The sequence below is a fragment of the Mesorhizobium sp. M1252 genome, assembly GCF_040318265.1.
Lineage (GTDB): Bacteria > Pseudomonadota > Alphaproteobacteria > Rhizobiales > Rhizobiaceae > Mesorhizobium.
Window position 1 is genome coordinate 423,763 of record NZ_JAMYLX010000001.1, and the last position, 14,025, is coordinate 437,787.

Below are 14,025 nucleotides of genomic sequence, written 5' to 3' on the forward strand. Positions count from 1 at the left end.
TCGGCGTAAAACCGCGGTGTCGGGGCGCGGATTTCCGGGTGGAGCCGTGGATTTGCTGCGTGCCGCTACAAGCTGGAGAGGCAGGCGGAACGCCGGCAACAAAAAACCGGCCGCGCAGGGCCGGTTCGTTTTTGCTGCCTGTTGCCGATCGTTCAGGCGCGCGGGGCGTTGAACTCGGAATCGAGCGTTTCCGGGCGCTGGATGACGGCGAATTCGATGGCGACGCCATCCTCGAAATGACGCACCACCTGGCCACGCATGGTGCCCAGCATCACCTGGATGCCGAGCGCCGGCTTGACGTCGATCTCGACCGCCGCGCCCGACAGCGACAGGTCGATGATGCGGCACTGATACTGGCGCCCGTCGGTGAGCTGCAGCACGCTTGTCGGATTGCGCGGCGCCACGCGTTCGTGGCGGCGGTCTTCCGGCAGGTCGAGTTCATGCTTGTTGGCGAGCCAGGTCAACTGCGCGGCCAGTTTGTCCTTCTTGCGATCCGAGGCAATGACGGTCATGGCAAAGCCGTCCTGCGAAGTGCGCGTCACCACGCCCTCGATGCGGCCGATATGATCGATATAGGCAATGATTTTTTCGCCCGGCATGCCGACGCGCTCGGTGCGCAACGCGACATTGCCCGGTGACATATCGACGACCTGGCAAGGGTGTTCGGTGCGGTCCTCCAGCATGAAGCGCCCGTAGATCTTGACCCGGACGCGCTGAAAGTTACGCCTTTCGGCGCGGGACGGTGCGTATTCGACCGCCGCTGACCTCATGACTGCCTACACCCCGTTGGCATTCCCGCGTCGTGCGTGGAATCTCGGCCAAAACTACAGCCAAGCAGGTTAACAAAGGAGAAAAGTGGGTCGCCGATAGTTAAGATTAGCGCCGGCTTGGAGACTATTGCTCGCGCCCGCCGTCGAACACGACGAGGTGGCGGATACGGCGCGACCGACCGAGCGCCGAGATGGTCTCCGGCGCTTCGAGTTCGGGAGCCAACGACGGAACGGATATTTCCGGCCGGTTTTTCAGGAACATCGGGTCCTTGTCGGGATCGATGACGCGGATGGCATCGATCAGCGCATCGGTGATCGGGTCGGCGCCCAGCCAGAACGGCTTTTCCACGGCGCTGATGACGCCGAGGCAGCGCGGGTTCTCGACGCCGCCATCGAGCGGCAGCGCAAGCAGTTCGAAGTGGTTGGAACGGCCGTTGCGGCTGAATCCCTCATAAGTGATCGACACCACGGATTTCTGCTCGAAAACGCCGTGAATGAGGCGCGACACCAGCCGCTGGTCCTTCTCACGCCATAGCGAGGGGAACGAAAACCCCTTGAGCTCGCGGCCGTAGCCGGCGCAAAGCCTGGTGCCGGCAAGCCGGAACACCGCTTCGCCGCGCGTATCCCTTTCCAGGATGAAGGTGTCGGCCAAAAGCGCCTTGATGTCGGCCGGTTCGACCTCCGAACGCTTTGGGGCAGGACGTCCACCACGCAGGCGATTCCAATAATGGAACAGCGCGATTGATCCGTTCTGGTTCATGCTATGAAACTCCGCGCATTCTGCCGTCTGATGGTCCCATCGGTGAACAGAAAGGGCGCCCTCCGATGACCTACATGCGTTCCGGAGCAGGATGCGTGCCAGCGTCGTTAAGACTTGTTCACGGGTCGGGGGCGTTAAGGTTAACAAGTGGTTTACGTTGCGCGCACAGGCTCGCCATGGCACACCAAAACCACTCCAGAAGCGGTCGTTTCGCGACGACCAACAGCACTTCGGTCAATAGTTTTAGGGGAGCAGGGGGCTCGACCAGCCGTTCAAGGGAAACCTTGGACGGCTTCTTTTTGATTCGCGGTTTGTGATTCGCGCTTTGTGATTCGTAGTTTGTGATTTGTCCGGGCATGGCCTAGATGCTCGCGACACGCAAATCCCTGGATCAGAGCATATGAGCGAACCGGCCGGCCCCCTGGAGACCGAACAGACCGAGGAGGCGCCGCCGCCGCGCCGCGAGCCGGTGTTCAACCTGCCACCGGCGGTGCTGGCGGTGATCGGCATCTGCGTTGCCATCTTCCTGCTGCAGCAATATGTGCTGACCGAAGAGCAGCAGATAACATTGCTCACCGACGGCGCCTTCATTCCGGTCCTCTATACCGGCCAATACGGTTTCGACTGGTTCCTCTTCACCCGTCCTTTCACCTATGCCTTCATGCATGGCGGCGTTGCCCACATTGCCATCAACATGGTTGCGCTGGCCGCCTTCGGGTCGCCGCTGGCCAACCGTCTCGGCTGGTTCTGGTTCGCCTTGTTTTTCGCCGCCACCGGGCTGGCCGCGGTGGTGCTGTTCTGGGCGGTCCATCCATACGGCGAAGCACCGCTGGTCGGCGCTTCCGGGGCGATATCGGGCATGATGGGTGCGGCGGCTCGCTTCGGGTTCCGTACCGACCGCTCCTCCGGCAGGGCGGCCTTTGCCGGTCCCGTGCTGCCGATCGCAATCGTTTTGCGCATGCGCGGCGTCGTCAATTTTCTCGGCGCCTGGATGGTCATCAATCTCGCCACCGGCCTTTACGGTCTCGGGCTCGGAGAGCCCGGCCAGATCGCCTGGGAAGCGCACATTGGCGGCCTCGTCGCAGGCTTCTTCGGGTTGCGCTGGTTCGACCGGCGCTGGCGGGCGCCTGAATGGGAGATCCCCGACGACCAGCGCACCCCCGACTAGCGCACTCTATTGGCGCAGCCCACTGGCACACCCCACTGGCACACTTGAAAAGCAACCGATCACGGCGCACGATGTTCACTCTTATGTGAAGCCGGTCAGGGCGGGAGCTGGCTAGCCAAGCAGGAGGAGGAGGACGCCATGACGGTTAAGGCAATTCTCGAGAGAAAAGGCCATGACGTGTTCACGCTCGGGCCGAATGTAAAGCTCAGCGAAGCCATTCGAATCCTGGCCGACCACAAGATCGGTGCACTGGTCATCACCAACGGCGATCGCAAGATCGTCGGCATCCTTTCCGAGCGTGACATCGTGCGGGTCGTCGCCAGGGAAGGCGCTGCCGCACTTGATATAACGGTACGCTCGGCGATGACGCCGAAAGTGAAGATCTGCAACGAGAACCACACGGTCAACGAGGTGATGGAGATCATGACCAAAGGCCGTTTCCGCCATCTGCCGGTGGAAAAGGATGGGCTGCTCGACGGGATCGTGTCGATCGGCGACGTGGTCAAGCGCCGCATCGAGGATGTCGAGCGCGAGGCCGACGAAATCAGGGCCTATATCGCAACGGCCTGACCTGACGAAGAAACCGCCGTCCGAATACCGGCCGGCGGCGTTCATTCTATCGGTTGCCGAGCGGCCGAAAGGGGCTGAAAAGGCCAGCCCACTGCTCTGCGCTGCTTTGGGCGCTTGTCTCGCGAAGCGGTTTGCACTAGCGAAGACCGATACCCAAATTCGCGAAAATCGCAGTTTTCGCGAGCCAAAAGCGCAGGCCACCATGACCCTTATCGATACCCGCACGCCCGATGCCAAACGTTTTATTCCCGGCGCTACCGGCGATTGGGAGATCATCATCGGCCTCGAGGTCCATGCGCAGGTAACCTCGGAAGCAAAGCTGTTTTCCGGGGCGTCGACGACTTTCGGCGCGGCGCCCAACGCCAATGTCAGCCTGGTCGACGCGGCCATGCCCGGCATGCTGCCGGTCATCAATGAGGAATGCGTCAAGCAGGCGATCCGCACCGGCCTCGGATTGAAGGCGCAGATCAACCACAAGTCGGTTTTCGACCGGAAAAACTATTTCTATCCCGACCTGCCGCAGGGCTACCAGATATCGCAGTTCAAGCAGCCGATCGTTGGCGAAGGCACGATCGTCATTTCGGTCGGTCCCGACCGGCAGGGCGAGTTCGAGGATATCGAGATCGGCATCGAGCGCCTGCACCTGGAGCAGGACGCCGGCAAGTCGATGCACGATCAGCATCCCACCATGTCCTATGTCGATCTCAACCGCTCCGGCGTGGCGCTGATGGAGATTGTCTCCAAGCCCGACATGCGCTCCGCCGACGAGGCCAAGGCGTATGTCACCAAGCTGCGCACCATCGTGCGCTATCTCGGCACTTGCGACGGCAACATGGACGAAGGTTCGATGCGCGCCGACGTCAACGTCTCCGTTCGCAAGCCCGGCGGCGAATTCGGTACGCGCTGTGAGATCAAGAACGTCAATTCGATCCGCTTCATCGGCCAGGCCATCGAGTTCGAGGCGCGCCGCCAGATCGCCATCCTCGAGGATGGCGGCAAGATCGACCAGGAAACCAGGCTGTTCGACGCCGTCAAAGGCGAGACGCGCTCGATGCGCAGCAAGGAAGAGGCGCATGACTACCGCTACTTCCCCGATCCCGACCTTTTGCCGCTGGAGTTCGACCAGGCCTATGTCGACGCGCTGGCCAAGGAGTTGCCGGAACTGCCCGACGACAAGAAGGCGCGCCTGATCTCCTCACTTGGCCTGTCGATCTACGACGCCTCGATCCTGGTGTCGGAAAAGCCGATCGCCGACTATTTCGAGCAGGTGGCCTCGGGCCGCGACGGCAAGCTTGCCGCCAACTGGGTCATCAATGACCTGCTCGGCCAGCTTAACAAGGCCGGCAAGGACATTGAAAATGCTCCTGTAACACCGGAGCAGCTCGGTGCCGTGATCGACCTGATCAAGGAAGGCACCATCTCCGGCAAGATCGCCAAGGATCTGTTCGAGATCGTTTGGAACGAGGGCGGCGATCCGCGCCAGCTGGTCGAAAGCCGCGGCATGAAGCAGGTCACGGACACCGGCGCCATCGAGAAGGCGGTCGACGAAGTCATCGCCGCCAACCCCGACAAGGTCGAGCAGGCTCGCGCCAAGCCGACCATGGCCGGCTGGTTCGTCGGCCAGGTGATGAAAGCCACCGGCGGCAAGGCCAACCCGCAGGCGGTCAACGATCTGGTCAAGGCCAAGCTCGGTATCGAATAGAACAATGTTCGTCCGCACCGCCAGCGAACGTGACCTTGCCGCTGTCCGCGCGCTGCTGGTCGAAACCTGGCACGCAACCTACGACGCGATCTATGGCGCCCAGCGGGTGATCGAAATTACCGACGACTGGCATTCGATCGCCTCGCTCAAGGCGCGGCTGACAAGGCCGAACTCGGAATTCCTGGTCGCCGATGACGGCAAGCGTATCGGCGGCATGGCTTTTGCCGCCGCAACGACGGATGCGAAGATCGTGCTGCTGAACCAGCTCTATGTACTGCCGGCCTGCCAGCGGCAAGGCATCGGCCAGGCCTTGCTGGACGAGGTCGAAGCCAGCTTTCCCGAGGCGAACAGGTTGCGCGTCGAGGTGGAAGAGGCCAACGTGCCGGCCATCGCCTTCTACCGTTCGAAGGGATTTTTGCCCGTCGGCAGCACCGCCGATTGCGGCGGCGGTTCGGGGTTGCCGGCGCTGATCTTCGAGAAACCGCTGGGATAGGCGCCCGACGAAACGCTCAGTGCTGTCCTTTCAGCACGACCAGATAGCCGCGTTCCACCGGCTGCCGGAAGGCGATCTGTTCGGATGTGCCCGGATCTTTCGATTGCTTTTCGATGACGTAGCCGCCGGGGTGAGACTTGAGCCATTCCTCGGGCTTGTCGGCGTTCTCGAACGGCTTTTCTATTCGCCCAAGGAAACCGACCTCGCCCTGATAGTCGTAAGCGACGGCCCAGTCGGCGTCCTTTCGTTCGTCGATGAAGCTCGCCAGCGGCGCGAGATCGTAGCGTTTGAACACGGTTGCCGAGGCGGCGGCGTGGCCGACGGCGAAAAGGGCAAGCATGACAAAGGCCGTAGCCCTCAGCCTGGCGACTGAAATCTCGGCCATGAAGTAGCCCAGCAGAATGGTCGCGAACGGTAGTGCCGGCACGACATAGTGCGGCTGCTTGCCGGATATGGCGCTGAAGACCAGCAGCACCGCAATGAACGAGAACGACAGCAGGCGCAGGGCACGCATATCCGGGGATTTCGTGTCGATCAGGCTGCGTATCCGGGCAGCCGGCTTCAGCCGCCACACCGGGGGGATAAAGGCCCAGGGCACGAACATGAGCGGCAACAGCATCAGGTAAAAGTAAAATGGGCGGCCATGCGAATTGTGCAGGCTTCCGGTAACCCGACCTGCCGACTGGTTCCACACGAGATCGTAGACGAAACTGCCCTTGGTCAGGATGGTCGCGGGCGCCAGCCATATGGCGACCGGGACAAGGGCGGCGAGAATTGCCAGGCCGGCTCCGGCAAAGAATTGCAAAGGGGCAAGGCCGGCTCGCCGGTCACGCCAGAGGGGATAGAGTAGGACGGGCGCGCCGATGTGAATGAGCACGACCGGGCCTTTGGCCAGCACGCCGAGCCCGATGAACAGACCCGCCAGCACCGCCTGCCAGCGGTTGCCGGTCCTGGCGAAGCCCAGCAGCGCCAGCAGTGCGGCGACCACACAGGCCGTCAAAAGCATGTCGAACAGGATCAGGGTCGAATAGATGACAAAGACGGTGCTGCCGGCCACCAGCCAGGGGATGCGACTGGCGATGTCCGGGCGCTCGGGAAACAGGGTTTTGGCCAGAAGCGTCGTCAGCCAGATGACCAGCGACGAGGCGGCGAAGATGACGAGCATCGCCGCCGCGCGGCTCACACCGAAGATGTTCCAAGACAGATCGATGAGCCAGAACAACAGCGGCGGCTTTTGCAGATAGGGCGCAAAGTTCATCGTCGGTACGAAGACATGTCCACCGAGATACATCTCCCAGGCGACGCTGAGATAGCGCGTCTCATCGACCGGCAGTAGTGGACGGAAAGCGAGCGCGATGCAAAGCAGGGCCAGCAGGAAGAGGTAAGGCAGCAGCCGTTCAATTCGTGTCGGTATCAAGTTCGGGGACCGCCCAGGAAATGGTTTCCACGTCCGGTCGTGCACGATGCACCGTCTCCGGACTGGAGCAGAACCGCACCATGATTTTGGCCGAATTGCAACGATGCCGGCTTGGTATTGTGGATTACGCCTGCGTACCGGCAAATAGTTGAAAAATTTGACGATTGACTCCGAGTATGGCTTCAGGCCGAGCGCAGCGGCGGCGTCAATTCGCGCATCAGGAGTTCCAGCTCTCGCTGATCGCCGGTGGCGGTCTTGTCGAAGATCGTCGCCAGCTGTGATTTGACGGTGCCGTCCGAGACGCCGCTGGCAGCCGCGATTTCACGCCGTGTCAGCCCGGCGGCGACATGGCCGGCGACACGCTTTTCCGCTGCGGTCAGTCCGAACAGCGCAGCGATCGCTTCCAGCGCCGGCACTGATGCGGCGCCGGCGGCGGCAATGAAGATGGCCGCGGCGGCGCGCGGCGATATGCGGGCCAAAATGTCGCGTCGCGCCAGAGGCATGACATGCGCCACCGCCGGAGACATGGCCTTCACCAGCGGAATGTTGATGCCGGACGGTCCGAGCGCGAATTCGTCGCGCGTGCCGAGCTGGACGGCGCGACCGATGGCGGTGTTGGCGTTGGCATAAGCGAAGGACAGCTGGCCGCGCACCGAGGACACTGAGGCGGTTTCGGTGAGCAGGGCTTCGGCTGCCGGATTGGCGAAAATGATCTGCATATCGTCGGCGACGATCAGCACTGGATGGTCGAGGCTCTCAAGGATCGAGCGAAAGATGTCGGCCTTGCGCCGCTCGGCCTCGAACAGGTCGCCGATGGTCACCGCACGCCGGACATGGGGGGCCAGCCTGGACATCAGGTCGATATCCCTGGCTGAAATCTGGGGCCTGTCCTTGTCGGTAACCACCATCAGCGTGCCGGTGCGCGCCGGCTGCTTCATCAGCGCTACCCAGAAGAAATCGTCGAGACGGTTGGGTTCCACCCACTCGCGCACGATGCGGCTTTCGAGCCAGTTCTGGCGGGCGTCGGGGCCTTGCAGGGCGTAGACGCTATCGACGGTGAACGGCATGTCGATTTCCATCTTCGGCACCGCCTTGAAGAAGGGCACCTCGCAGGCGTAGTCGCGCTGCAGCGGCTCAAGCAGGACCGGATCGCCGCAGGAAGTCGAAAACCGGGCCGAGTTTCTCGCCGTATCGACGACCGCCAGCATGGCAAGCCGGCCGAGCGCCAATTTGCAGATTGATTCGAGCGTCGATGGCCAACGGCCGACATCGGCAATCGAATCGTAAATCGCTTCGACGATCTGCGGCAGGGCGCGACCGAATACGTTGGCTTGGACAGACACGTAGAGCCTCGTAAGTATTGCAGCGTAGTGGCAGGTAACACACTGTCTCTGCGTGGGGTCGCACACAACATAGCCGGCGTGGTTAAGTCTGTGAAACGTCTCACAGCGGCGTTCGGTGTATTGTGAGCGCTTACGGGCTGGCCAGAACGTGCCTGATGAGCCGTTGTCTAAGAGCGCTCGGGCCGGTCTGCGATACAAATCAAAGTGAACGGAATTGGAATTTTTCAGGGAATAAATGAGGAAACTTCCACATTGTCGATCAACCTGGTTCTGCCAAGCCACGCCGCGGCAAGCAGGCGGCCATCGCCGTCACGCCGCCACGAGGTGAGCGTCAGGCTCTCGCGCGCGGCGACATAGTCGACGCTGTCGAAGCCTGCCTCGAGAAGCGCGGCAGTGGCTTTACCGGTCACGCCGTTTTCATCGGCACCGGCCGCGAGCGCTGCCGCCGTCTGGCGCAAGATGACATTGAGCTGTCGCGCGACGTCGAGTTCGGCGGCGTCGAGATAGGCGTTGCGCGACGACATTGCCAGGCCATGCGCATCGCGCACGGTTGGCGCGCCGACGATTTCCACCGGAAGGTCAAGATCGCGGCAGAGCTTTCGGACGACGCAAAGCTGCTGGTAGTCTTTTTCGCCGAAGATGGCGTAGTCGGGCAGGGCTTGCAGAAAGAGCTTGGCCACGACCGTGGCGACGCCCTCGAAGAAGGTCGGCCTGAAATCCGATTCCAGGCCAGAAGACGGGCCGCCGACCGAAATCTTCGTCGCAAAGCCTGCCGGATACATTTCGGAAACCGTAGGCGTGAAGGCAAGCTGTGCGCCGGCCTCGGTCAGCCGGTCGAGATCGCGGGCCAGCTGCCGCGGATACTTGTCGAGATCTTCAGTGGGGGCGAACTGGGCCGGGTTGACGAAGATGGAGACGACGCAGCGATCGGCCGTTGCGAGCGCAGCCCCGACCAGCGAGATATGGCCGTCATGCAAAGCGCCCATGGTCGGCACCATGGCGACGCTCAGGCCTTCGCGCCGCCATTCGCGGATCTGCGCGCGAAGGCCGGGCACGGTGTCGACGACGAGCGGCTGGCGGATGGGGGGCCGGTTCATGCCTTGTCCTTGTCGCTCGCGGCTGAAAAGACGTGGCCCGGCCCGGGGAAGGTGCGGCTGCGCACCTCCGCCGCATAACGCGCCGCGGCATCGGCGACCGCGCTGCGCAAATCGGCGTATTCCTTGACGAATTTCGGCACCCGGTCGACCGTCAGGCCGACCATGTCGTCGATGACCAGGATCTGGCCGTCGCAATCGCGGCTGGCGCCGATGCCGATGGTAGGAATGGTAATGTGCCGGGTGAGGTCGGCGGCAACGGTCTCGACCGTGCCTTCGATGACCAGCGAAAACGCGCCGGCCTTTGCGACCGCGTCGGCGTCGCGCATGAGCGCGGCCACATTCTCCGGGGTGCGGCCCTTGATCTTGTAGCCACCGTCCTTTTCCACCGATTGCGGCTGCAAGCCGATATGGCCCATCACAGGAATGCCGGCCGCGACGATTGCCGCGATCTGGAGGGCGACTTCGACGCCGCCTTCCAGCTTCACCGCCTGGCAGCCGGTTTCCTCGGAGATGCGGCGCGCCGAGGCAAGGGCTTGCGCGGCCGAAGTCTCGTAGCTGCCGGCCGGCATGTCGACCACCACGCAGGCCTTTGCCGAGCCGCGCATCACGGCCTGGCCATGGACGATCATCATTTCCAGCGACGCGCCAAGCGTGGTCTTGTGGCCATGCAGCACCATGGCAACGCTGTCGCCGACCAGGAGAAGGTCGACATGATCGTCGAGCAGGCGGGCGACGGGATAGGTGTAAGCGGTAAGGCATACGACCGGCACGCCGCCCTTGCGGGCGCGTATTATCTCCGCACTGATCCTGGCGACAGCTAAGGCCATTCCTCACCTCCCGCAGCCGGCGTTGACTACAGCGCCGCGCGTCCCGTGGACGCGCAAAGGAGGCTGTATCACTTTGGTTGCGCATGACCCCGAAAATCGATTTCGATTTTCGGGGTCATGCGGCAGCGCCGGGCGATGAGAGCTTTAGGAAGACGCAGCCGGCTTGGCAAGCGTCGGTTCGCAGGTGCGAAATGGATCGGCCAATGACCGAGCGTTTCGGCATGCCGTCAGTGCCGCAGGCGCCGCAAAACCCTTGCCTTCGCGGAGTCCTGACGCCATAAGCAGGAAGCAGGCACCGCCGTGCGCCCCGCGAGGATCTGAATGAAAACTTTCCTTCTGCAGTTTTTCACCTGGTGGAACCGCCAGACGCTGGGAACCCGTTTCCACACCTGGCGCCACGGCAACAAGGTCGGCCAGGACCCTGCCGGCAACGTCTACTACGAAGGCGGCGTCGATTCGGAAGGCCGCACCCGCCGCTGGGTCATCTACGCCAATTATTCGGAGGCGTCGGCGATCCCCCCGGGCTGGCACGGCTGGATGCATCACCGCGTCGATGTGGCGCCGCCAAGCGATGACTATCGGCCGCGCGAATGGGAAAAGGCGCATGAGCCGAACCTCACGGGAACACCGGCGGCTTATCGCCCAAAGGGTTCCGTGCTCACCAATCAGCACCGTCCGCAGGTGACGGGCGACTACGATGCGTGGACGCCTGGTTCTTGACCGCCGGCCGGTCCTTTGTCGCCACAATTGGCGTTTAGCTGCTTGCTGATATGACAACGGCGAATAGCCTTGGGCGTGACAGAATCACCCGGGCCCAAACCACCGGTATCTCCGCATGAACATTTTCAGCCTGACATCGATGGCCGGACTGGCGGCAATTGGCGCTATCGCCATGTTCCCGACAGCGTTTGCCGCGGCGCAGGCGCCTGCGGCAGCACCCGCAATCTCCGATCGCATCACCAATCCGGTCGCCGAATTTGCCGGCATCGACAAGATCACCGGCCGTATCATCACCTTCGATGTCTACATCGACGAAACCGTGCAGTTCGGCGCTTTGCAGGTGACGCCGCGCATCTGCTATTCGCGGCCGGAGAATGAAGAGCCGAAGACCGATTCCTTCGTCGAAGTCGACGAAATCACGCTCGACCGCAAGATCCGCCGCATCTTCACCGGCTGGATGTTCGCCGAGAGCCCCGGCCTAAACGCCGTCGAGCACGCCGTCTATGACGTCTGGCTAAAGGGCTGCAAGCAGAAGTCGGATGTGCCCCCGCCCGACGCGGCCAATGCCGAGACGCCCAAGGTCGACACGTCCAAGCCAAAGCCCGCCGCTGCTCCGGCCGCCGAACAGCCGGACCCCACGGAGCCTGACGCGACCAACACCAACTGATCCTCCGGAACCGTCATGGCCACCATGCGTTGGGCCATGGACGACCGCGCATTTGCGCGCTTGGAGGATATTCTGATGTCGGACAGCAAACGGATCACGGCCAGCAAAGACGACCTGCTCGAACTCGAAAAGGGGTTCTGGACGGGCGACGAAGCTTACTACGCCGCCAATGTCGACACAGAATGCCTGGTAGCATTTCCTGAGATGGCACAGGCAATGGACAATGCCGATCTGGCCAAGACCGCGACCAAGCCCAACCGCTGGCGCGACCTTCAGATCGACCTCAAGGGTATCATCGAGCCCGGCAGCGACATTATCATGCTGACCTATGAGGCTCATGCGACACGAGAAAACGGCGAGCCCTACGCCGCGTTGGTCAGCACCGGCTATGTTCATCGTGTCAACGGCTGGAAGATGATGTTCCATTCGCAGACGCCGATGGAAACCGCGAAGGGCTGACCCCTTTCACCGGTCGAGCCGGCTCGGCCGCTCGGTCTCCGGTCAGGGATAAAAAACGGCTTCGCCCTTCAGCGCGTCGGCCAACATCTTCTCGTATTTGACGCGCGGCACGTCGACCGCGCCGAAGCGTTTGAGATGCTCGGTGGTGAATTGCGTGTCGAGCAGGGCAAAGCCGCGCGCCTTCAGCCGCTCGACCAGATGATACAGGCAGGTCTTGGACGCGTCGGTTTCCCGGGCGAACATGCTTTCGCCGAAGAACACGCGACCGAGCGAGACGCCATAGAGGCCGCCGACCAGCCGTTCCTCGCGCCATGCCTCGACCGAATGGCAGTGCCCAAGACGGTGCAGCTCGATATAGGCTTCGCGGATCGGCGCGTTGATCCAGGTCGAGCGGCGCTCCTCGCGCTTTTCGGCGCAGCCGTCGATCGTCGCCTCGAAATCGAAATCGAAGCGGATGTCGAACGGGTGCTTGCGGATCGTCTTCCGCAGGCTCTTCGGCGTGTGGAAGCCGTCGAGCGGGATGATGCCGCGCGTCTCCGGCCGCACCCAGAACACTTCCGGGTCGGAAGCGCTCTCCGCCATCGGGAAGACGCCCGAGGCATAGGCCTTGAGCAAGAGGTCGGTCGGAATGCGATAGCCGGGTGCGTAAGGGCGGGTCATCGCGGCATCATAGCGGCAATTCGGGCGCTATTCCTCTTTGGCCAGATACTTTTCCAGCCAGTGGATGTCGTAGTCGCCATTGGCGATATCGGCATTGCCGACCAGGTCGCGAAACAGCGGCAGCGTCGTCTTGATGCCATCGACGACGAACTCGTCGAGAGCCCGGCGCAGCCGCATCATGCATTCGACGCGGTTGCGGCCGTGCACGATCAGCTTGCCGATCAGGCTGTCATAATAGGGCGGGATCTTGTAGCCGGAATAGACACCGGAATCGACGCGAATGCCGAGACCGCCAGGCGTGTGGAAATGCGTGATCGTGCCGGGCGAAGGCGTGAAGGTACGCGGATCCTCGGCATTGATGCGGCATTCGATGGCGTGGCCGTTGAACTTTATGTCCTCCTGGCGCACTGAAAGCCCGCCGCCGGAGGCGACGCGGATCTGTTCGTGCACGAGATCGATGCCGGTAATCGCTTCCGTCACCGGATGCTCGACCTGCAGACGCGTGTTCATCTCGATGAAGTAGAACTCGCCATTCTCGTACAGGAATTCGATGGTGCCTGCGCCGGAGTAGCCGAGGTCGGCGATGGCCTTGGCACAGATATTGCCGATGCGGGCGCGCTCCTCGGCGTTGAGGGCCGGCGAGGGCGCCTCTTCCCAGACTTTCTGGTGGCGGCGTTGCAGCGAACAGTCGCGCTCGCCGAAATGCACGCCGCGGCCGGCGCCGTCGCCGAATACCTGCACCTCGATGTGGCGCGGCTTTTCCAAGTATTTCTCGATGTAGACGGCATCGTCGCCGAAGGCCGCGCCGGCTTCCGTGCTCGCTGTCTGCAAGGCGATCTCGAGATCGGCTTCGGTAAGGGCGACCTTCATACCGCGCCCGCCACCGCCTGCCGATGCCTTGATGATCACGGGATAGCCGATCTCGGCGGCAATGCGCCTGGCTTCCTTTTGATCGGTGACGGCGCCGTCGGAGCCCGGCACAACCGGAATGCCGAGCCGCTTTGCCGTGCGCTTGGCCTCAATCTTGTCGCCCATGATGCGGATATGGTCGCCCGACGGACCGATGAAGGTGATGTTGTGGGCGGCGAGGATATCGGCGAACTTTGCGTTCTCCGACAGGAAACCGTAGCCCGGATGCACGGCGTCGGCGCCGGTGATCTCGCAGGCGGCGACGATCTGGTGGATGTTGAGATAGCTGTCGCGCGACGGCGGCGGACCGATGCACACGCTTTCGTCGGCGAGCCTGACATGCATGGCGTCAGCGTCGGCGGTCGAATGCACGACCACGGTCTGGATGCCGAGTTCCTTGCAGGCGCGCAGCACCCGAAGCGCGATTTCGCCGCGGTTGGCGATGAGGATCTTCTGGAACATC

At 62.5% G+C, this 14,025-nt stretch carries 15 protein-coding genes; 7 read left to right on the plus strand and 8 right to left on the minus strand.

Annotated features, from left to right (window positions below):
• Positions 1-152 precede the first annotated feature (152 nt).
• Together NKH22_RS02095 and NKH22_RS02100 are read right to left on the minus strand one after the other, a co-directional pair.
• The gene (locus tag NKH22_RS02095; protein ID WP_023667501.1) at positions 153-770 is read right to left on the minus strand and encodes a PilZ domain-containing protein; all 618 of its coding nucleotides are present in this window, start codon (positions 768-770) and stop codon (positions 153-155) included.
• A gap of 124 nt (positions 771-894) precedes the next feature.
• Entirely contained in the window at positions 895-1,530 is a 636-nt protein-coding gene (locus NKH22_RS02100; RefSeq protein WP_023695380.1) for a PAS domain-containing protein, read from the minus strand.
• 400 nt (positions 1,531-1,930) lie between these two features.
• Between NKH22_RS02100 and NKH22_RS02105 the strand changes: the two genes are divergently transcribed.
• From NKH22_RS02105 to NKH22_RS02120, 4 genes are all read left to right on the plus strand, one after another.
• Positions 1,931-2,698: a rhomboid family intramembrane serine protease gene (locus tag NKH22_RS02105; RefSeq protein WP_352908872.1), complete on the plus strand. Its 768-nt coding sequence runs from the start codon at positions 1,931-1,933 to the stop codon at positions 2,696-2,698.
• Between the two features lie 138 nt (positions 2,699-2,836).
• Positions 2,837-3,268: a CBS domain-containing protein gene (locus tag NKH22_RS02110; RefSeq protein ID WP_023667498.1), complete on the plus strand. Its 432-nt coding sequence runs from the start codon at positions 2,837-2,839 to the stop codon at positions 3,266-3,268.
• A 202-nt stretch (positions 3,269-3,470) separates the two neighbouring features.
• Entirely contained in the window at positions 3,471-4,970 is a 1,500-nt protein-coding gene (gene gatB, locus NKH22_RS02115; RefSeq protein WP_352740062.1) for an Asp-tRNA(Asn)/Glu-tRNA(Gln) amidotransferase subunit GatB, read from the plus strand.
• A 4-nt stretch (positions 4,971-4,974) separates the two neighbouring features.
• Positions 4,975-5,463: a GNAT family N-acetyltransferase gene (locus NKH22_RS02120; RefSeq protein WP_023710580.1), complete on the plus strand. Its 489-nt coding sequence runs from the start codon at positions 4,975-4,977 to the stop codon at positions 5,461-5,463.
• A gap of 16 nt (positions 5,464-5,479) precedes the next feature.
• Here NKH22_RS02120 and NKH22_RS02125 read toward each other — a convergent pair whose 3' ends face one another.
• The 4 genes from NKH22_RS02125 to panB form a co-directional block, all read right to left on the minus strand.
• Positions 5,480-6,880 (minus strand): ArnT family glycosyltransferase, encoded by a 1,401-nt coding sequence (locus NKH22_RS02125; RefSeq protein ID WP_352804481.1) that lies wholly within the window; start codon positions 6,878-6,880, stop codon positions 5,480-5,482.
• 182 nt (positions 6,881-7,062) lie between these two features.
• The gene (locus NKH22_RS02130) at positions 7,063-8,223 is read right to left on the minus strand and encodes a helix-turn-helix transcriptional regulator (RefSeq protein WP_352804478.1); all 1,161 of its coding nucleotides are present in this window, start codon (positions 8,221-8,223) and stop codon (positions 7,063-7,065) included.
• Between the two features lie 224 nt (positions 8,224-8,447).
• Positions 8,448-9,305 carry a pantoate--beta-alanine ligase gene (panC, locus tag NKH22_RS02135; RefSeq protein ID WP_352804693.1) on the minus strand — a complete coding sequence of 286 codons (858 nt, stop codon included), beginning with the start codon at positions 9,303-9,305 and terminating at the stop codon, positions 8,448-8,450.
• Between the two features lie 11 nt (positions 9,306-9,316).
• Positions 9,317-10,147 carry a 3-methyl-2-oxobutanoate hydroxymethyltransferase gene (gene panB / locus NKH22_RS02140; protein WP_352804475.1) on the minus strand — a complete coding sequence of 277 codons (831 nt, stop codon included), beginning with the start codon at positions 10,145-10,147 and terminating at the stop codon, positions 9,317-9,319.
• Positions 10,148-10,468: 321 nt separating this feature from the next.
• Between panB and NKH22_RS02145 the strand changes: the two genes are divergently transcribed.
• The 3 genes from NKH22_RS02145 (at position 10,469) to NKH22_RS02155 (ending at position 11,993) form a co-directional block, all read left to right on the plus strand.
• Complete coding sequence (locus NKH22_RS02145; RefSeq protein WP_352908875.1) at positions 10,469-10,867, plus strand: NADH:ubiquinone oxidoreductase subunit NDUFA12; 399 nt, start codon at positions 10,469-10,471, stop codon at positions 10,865-10,867.
• 115 nt (positions 10,868-10,982) lie between these two features.
• Positions 10,983-11,534 (plus strand): DUF2155 domain-containing protein, encoded by a 552-nt coding sequence (locus NKH22_RS02150; protein ID WP_023667490.1) that lies wholly within the window; start codon positions 10,983-10,985, stop codon positions 11,532-11,534.
• Positions 11,535-11,609: 75 nt separating this feature from the next.
• On the plus strand, positions 11,610-11,993 hold the full coding sequence (locus NKH22_RS02155) for a hypothetical protein (protein ID WP_023667489.1): 384 nt from the start codon (positions 11,610-11,612) through the stop codon (positions 11,991-11,993).
• Positions 11,994-12,035: 42 nt separating this feature from the next.
• Here NKH22_RS02155 and aat read toward each other — a convergent pair whose 3' ends face one another.
• Positions 12,036-12,653 (minus strand): leucyl/phenylalanyl-tRNA--protein transferase, encoded by a 618-nt coding sequence (gene aat, locus NKH22_RS02160; RefSeq protein WP_023681498.1) that lies wholly within the window; start codon positions 12,651-12,653, stop codon positions 12,036-12,038.
• Between the two features lie 27 nt (positions 12,654-12,680).
• Entirely contained in the window at positions 12,681-14,024 is a 1,344-nt protein-coding gene (gene accC / locus NKH22_RS02165; RefSeq protein WP_023681497.1) for an acetyl-CoA carboxylase biotin carboxylase subunit, read from the minus strand.
• Position 14,025 lies beyond the last annotated feature (1 nt).

What these genes read in the sequence shown, in the direction of transcription:
- NKH22_RS02095 (WP_023667501.1), bottom strand. Translation starts at nt 770, where the DNA reads ATGAGGTCAGCGGCGGTCGAATACGCACCGTCCCGCGCCGAAAGGCGT.
- NKH22_RS02100 (WP_023695380.1), bottom strand. Translation starts at nt 1,530, where the DNA reads ATGAACCAGAACGGATCAATCGCGCTGTTCCATTATTGGAATCGCCTG.
- NKH22_RS02105 (WP_352908872.1), top strand. Translation starts at nt 1,931, where the DNA reads ATGAGCGAACCGGCCGGCCCCCTGGAGACCGAACAGACCGAGGAGGCG.
- NKH22_RS02110 (WP_023667498.1), top strand. Translation starts at nt 2,837, where the DNA reads ATGACGGTTAAGGCAATTCTCGAGAGAAAAGGCCATGACGTGTTCACG.
- gatB (WP_352740062.1), top strand. Translation starts at nt 3,471, where the DNA reads ATGACCCTTATCGATACCCGCACGCCCGATGCCAAACGTTTTATTCCC.
- NKH22_RS02120 (WP_023710580.1), top strand. Translation starts at nt 4,975, where the DNA reads ATGTTCGTCCGCACCGCCAGCGAACGTGACCTTGCCGCTGTCCGCGCG.
- panB (WP_352804475.1), bottom strand. Translation starts at nt 10,147, where the DNA reads ATGGCCTTAGCTGTCGCCAGGATCAGTGCGGAGATAATACGCGCCCGC.
- NKH22_RS02145 (WP_352908875.1), top strand. Translation starts at nt 10,469, where the DNA reads ATGAAAACTTTCCTTCTGCAGTTTTTCACCTGGTGGAACCGCCAGACG.
- NKH22_RS02150 (WP_023667490.1), top strand. Translation starts at nt 10,983, where the DNA reads ATGAACATTTTCAGCCTGACATCGATGGCCGGACTGGCGGCAATTGGC.
- NKH22_RS02155 (WP_023667489.1), top strand. Translation starts at nt 11,610, where the DNA reads ATGTCGGACAGCAAACGGATCACGGCCAGCAAAGACGACCTGCTCGAA.
- aat (WP_023681498.1), bottom strand. Translation starts at nt 12,653, where the DNA reads ATGACCCGCCCTTACGCACCCGGCTATCGCATTCCGACCGACCTCTTG.
- accC (WP_023681497.1), bottom strand. Translation starts at nt 14,024, where the DNA reads ATGTTCCAGAAGATCCTCATCGCCAACCGCGGCGAAATCGCGCTTCGG.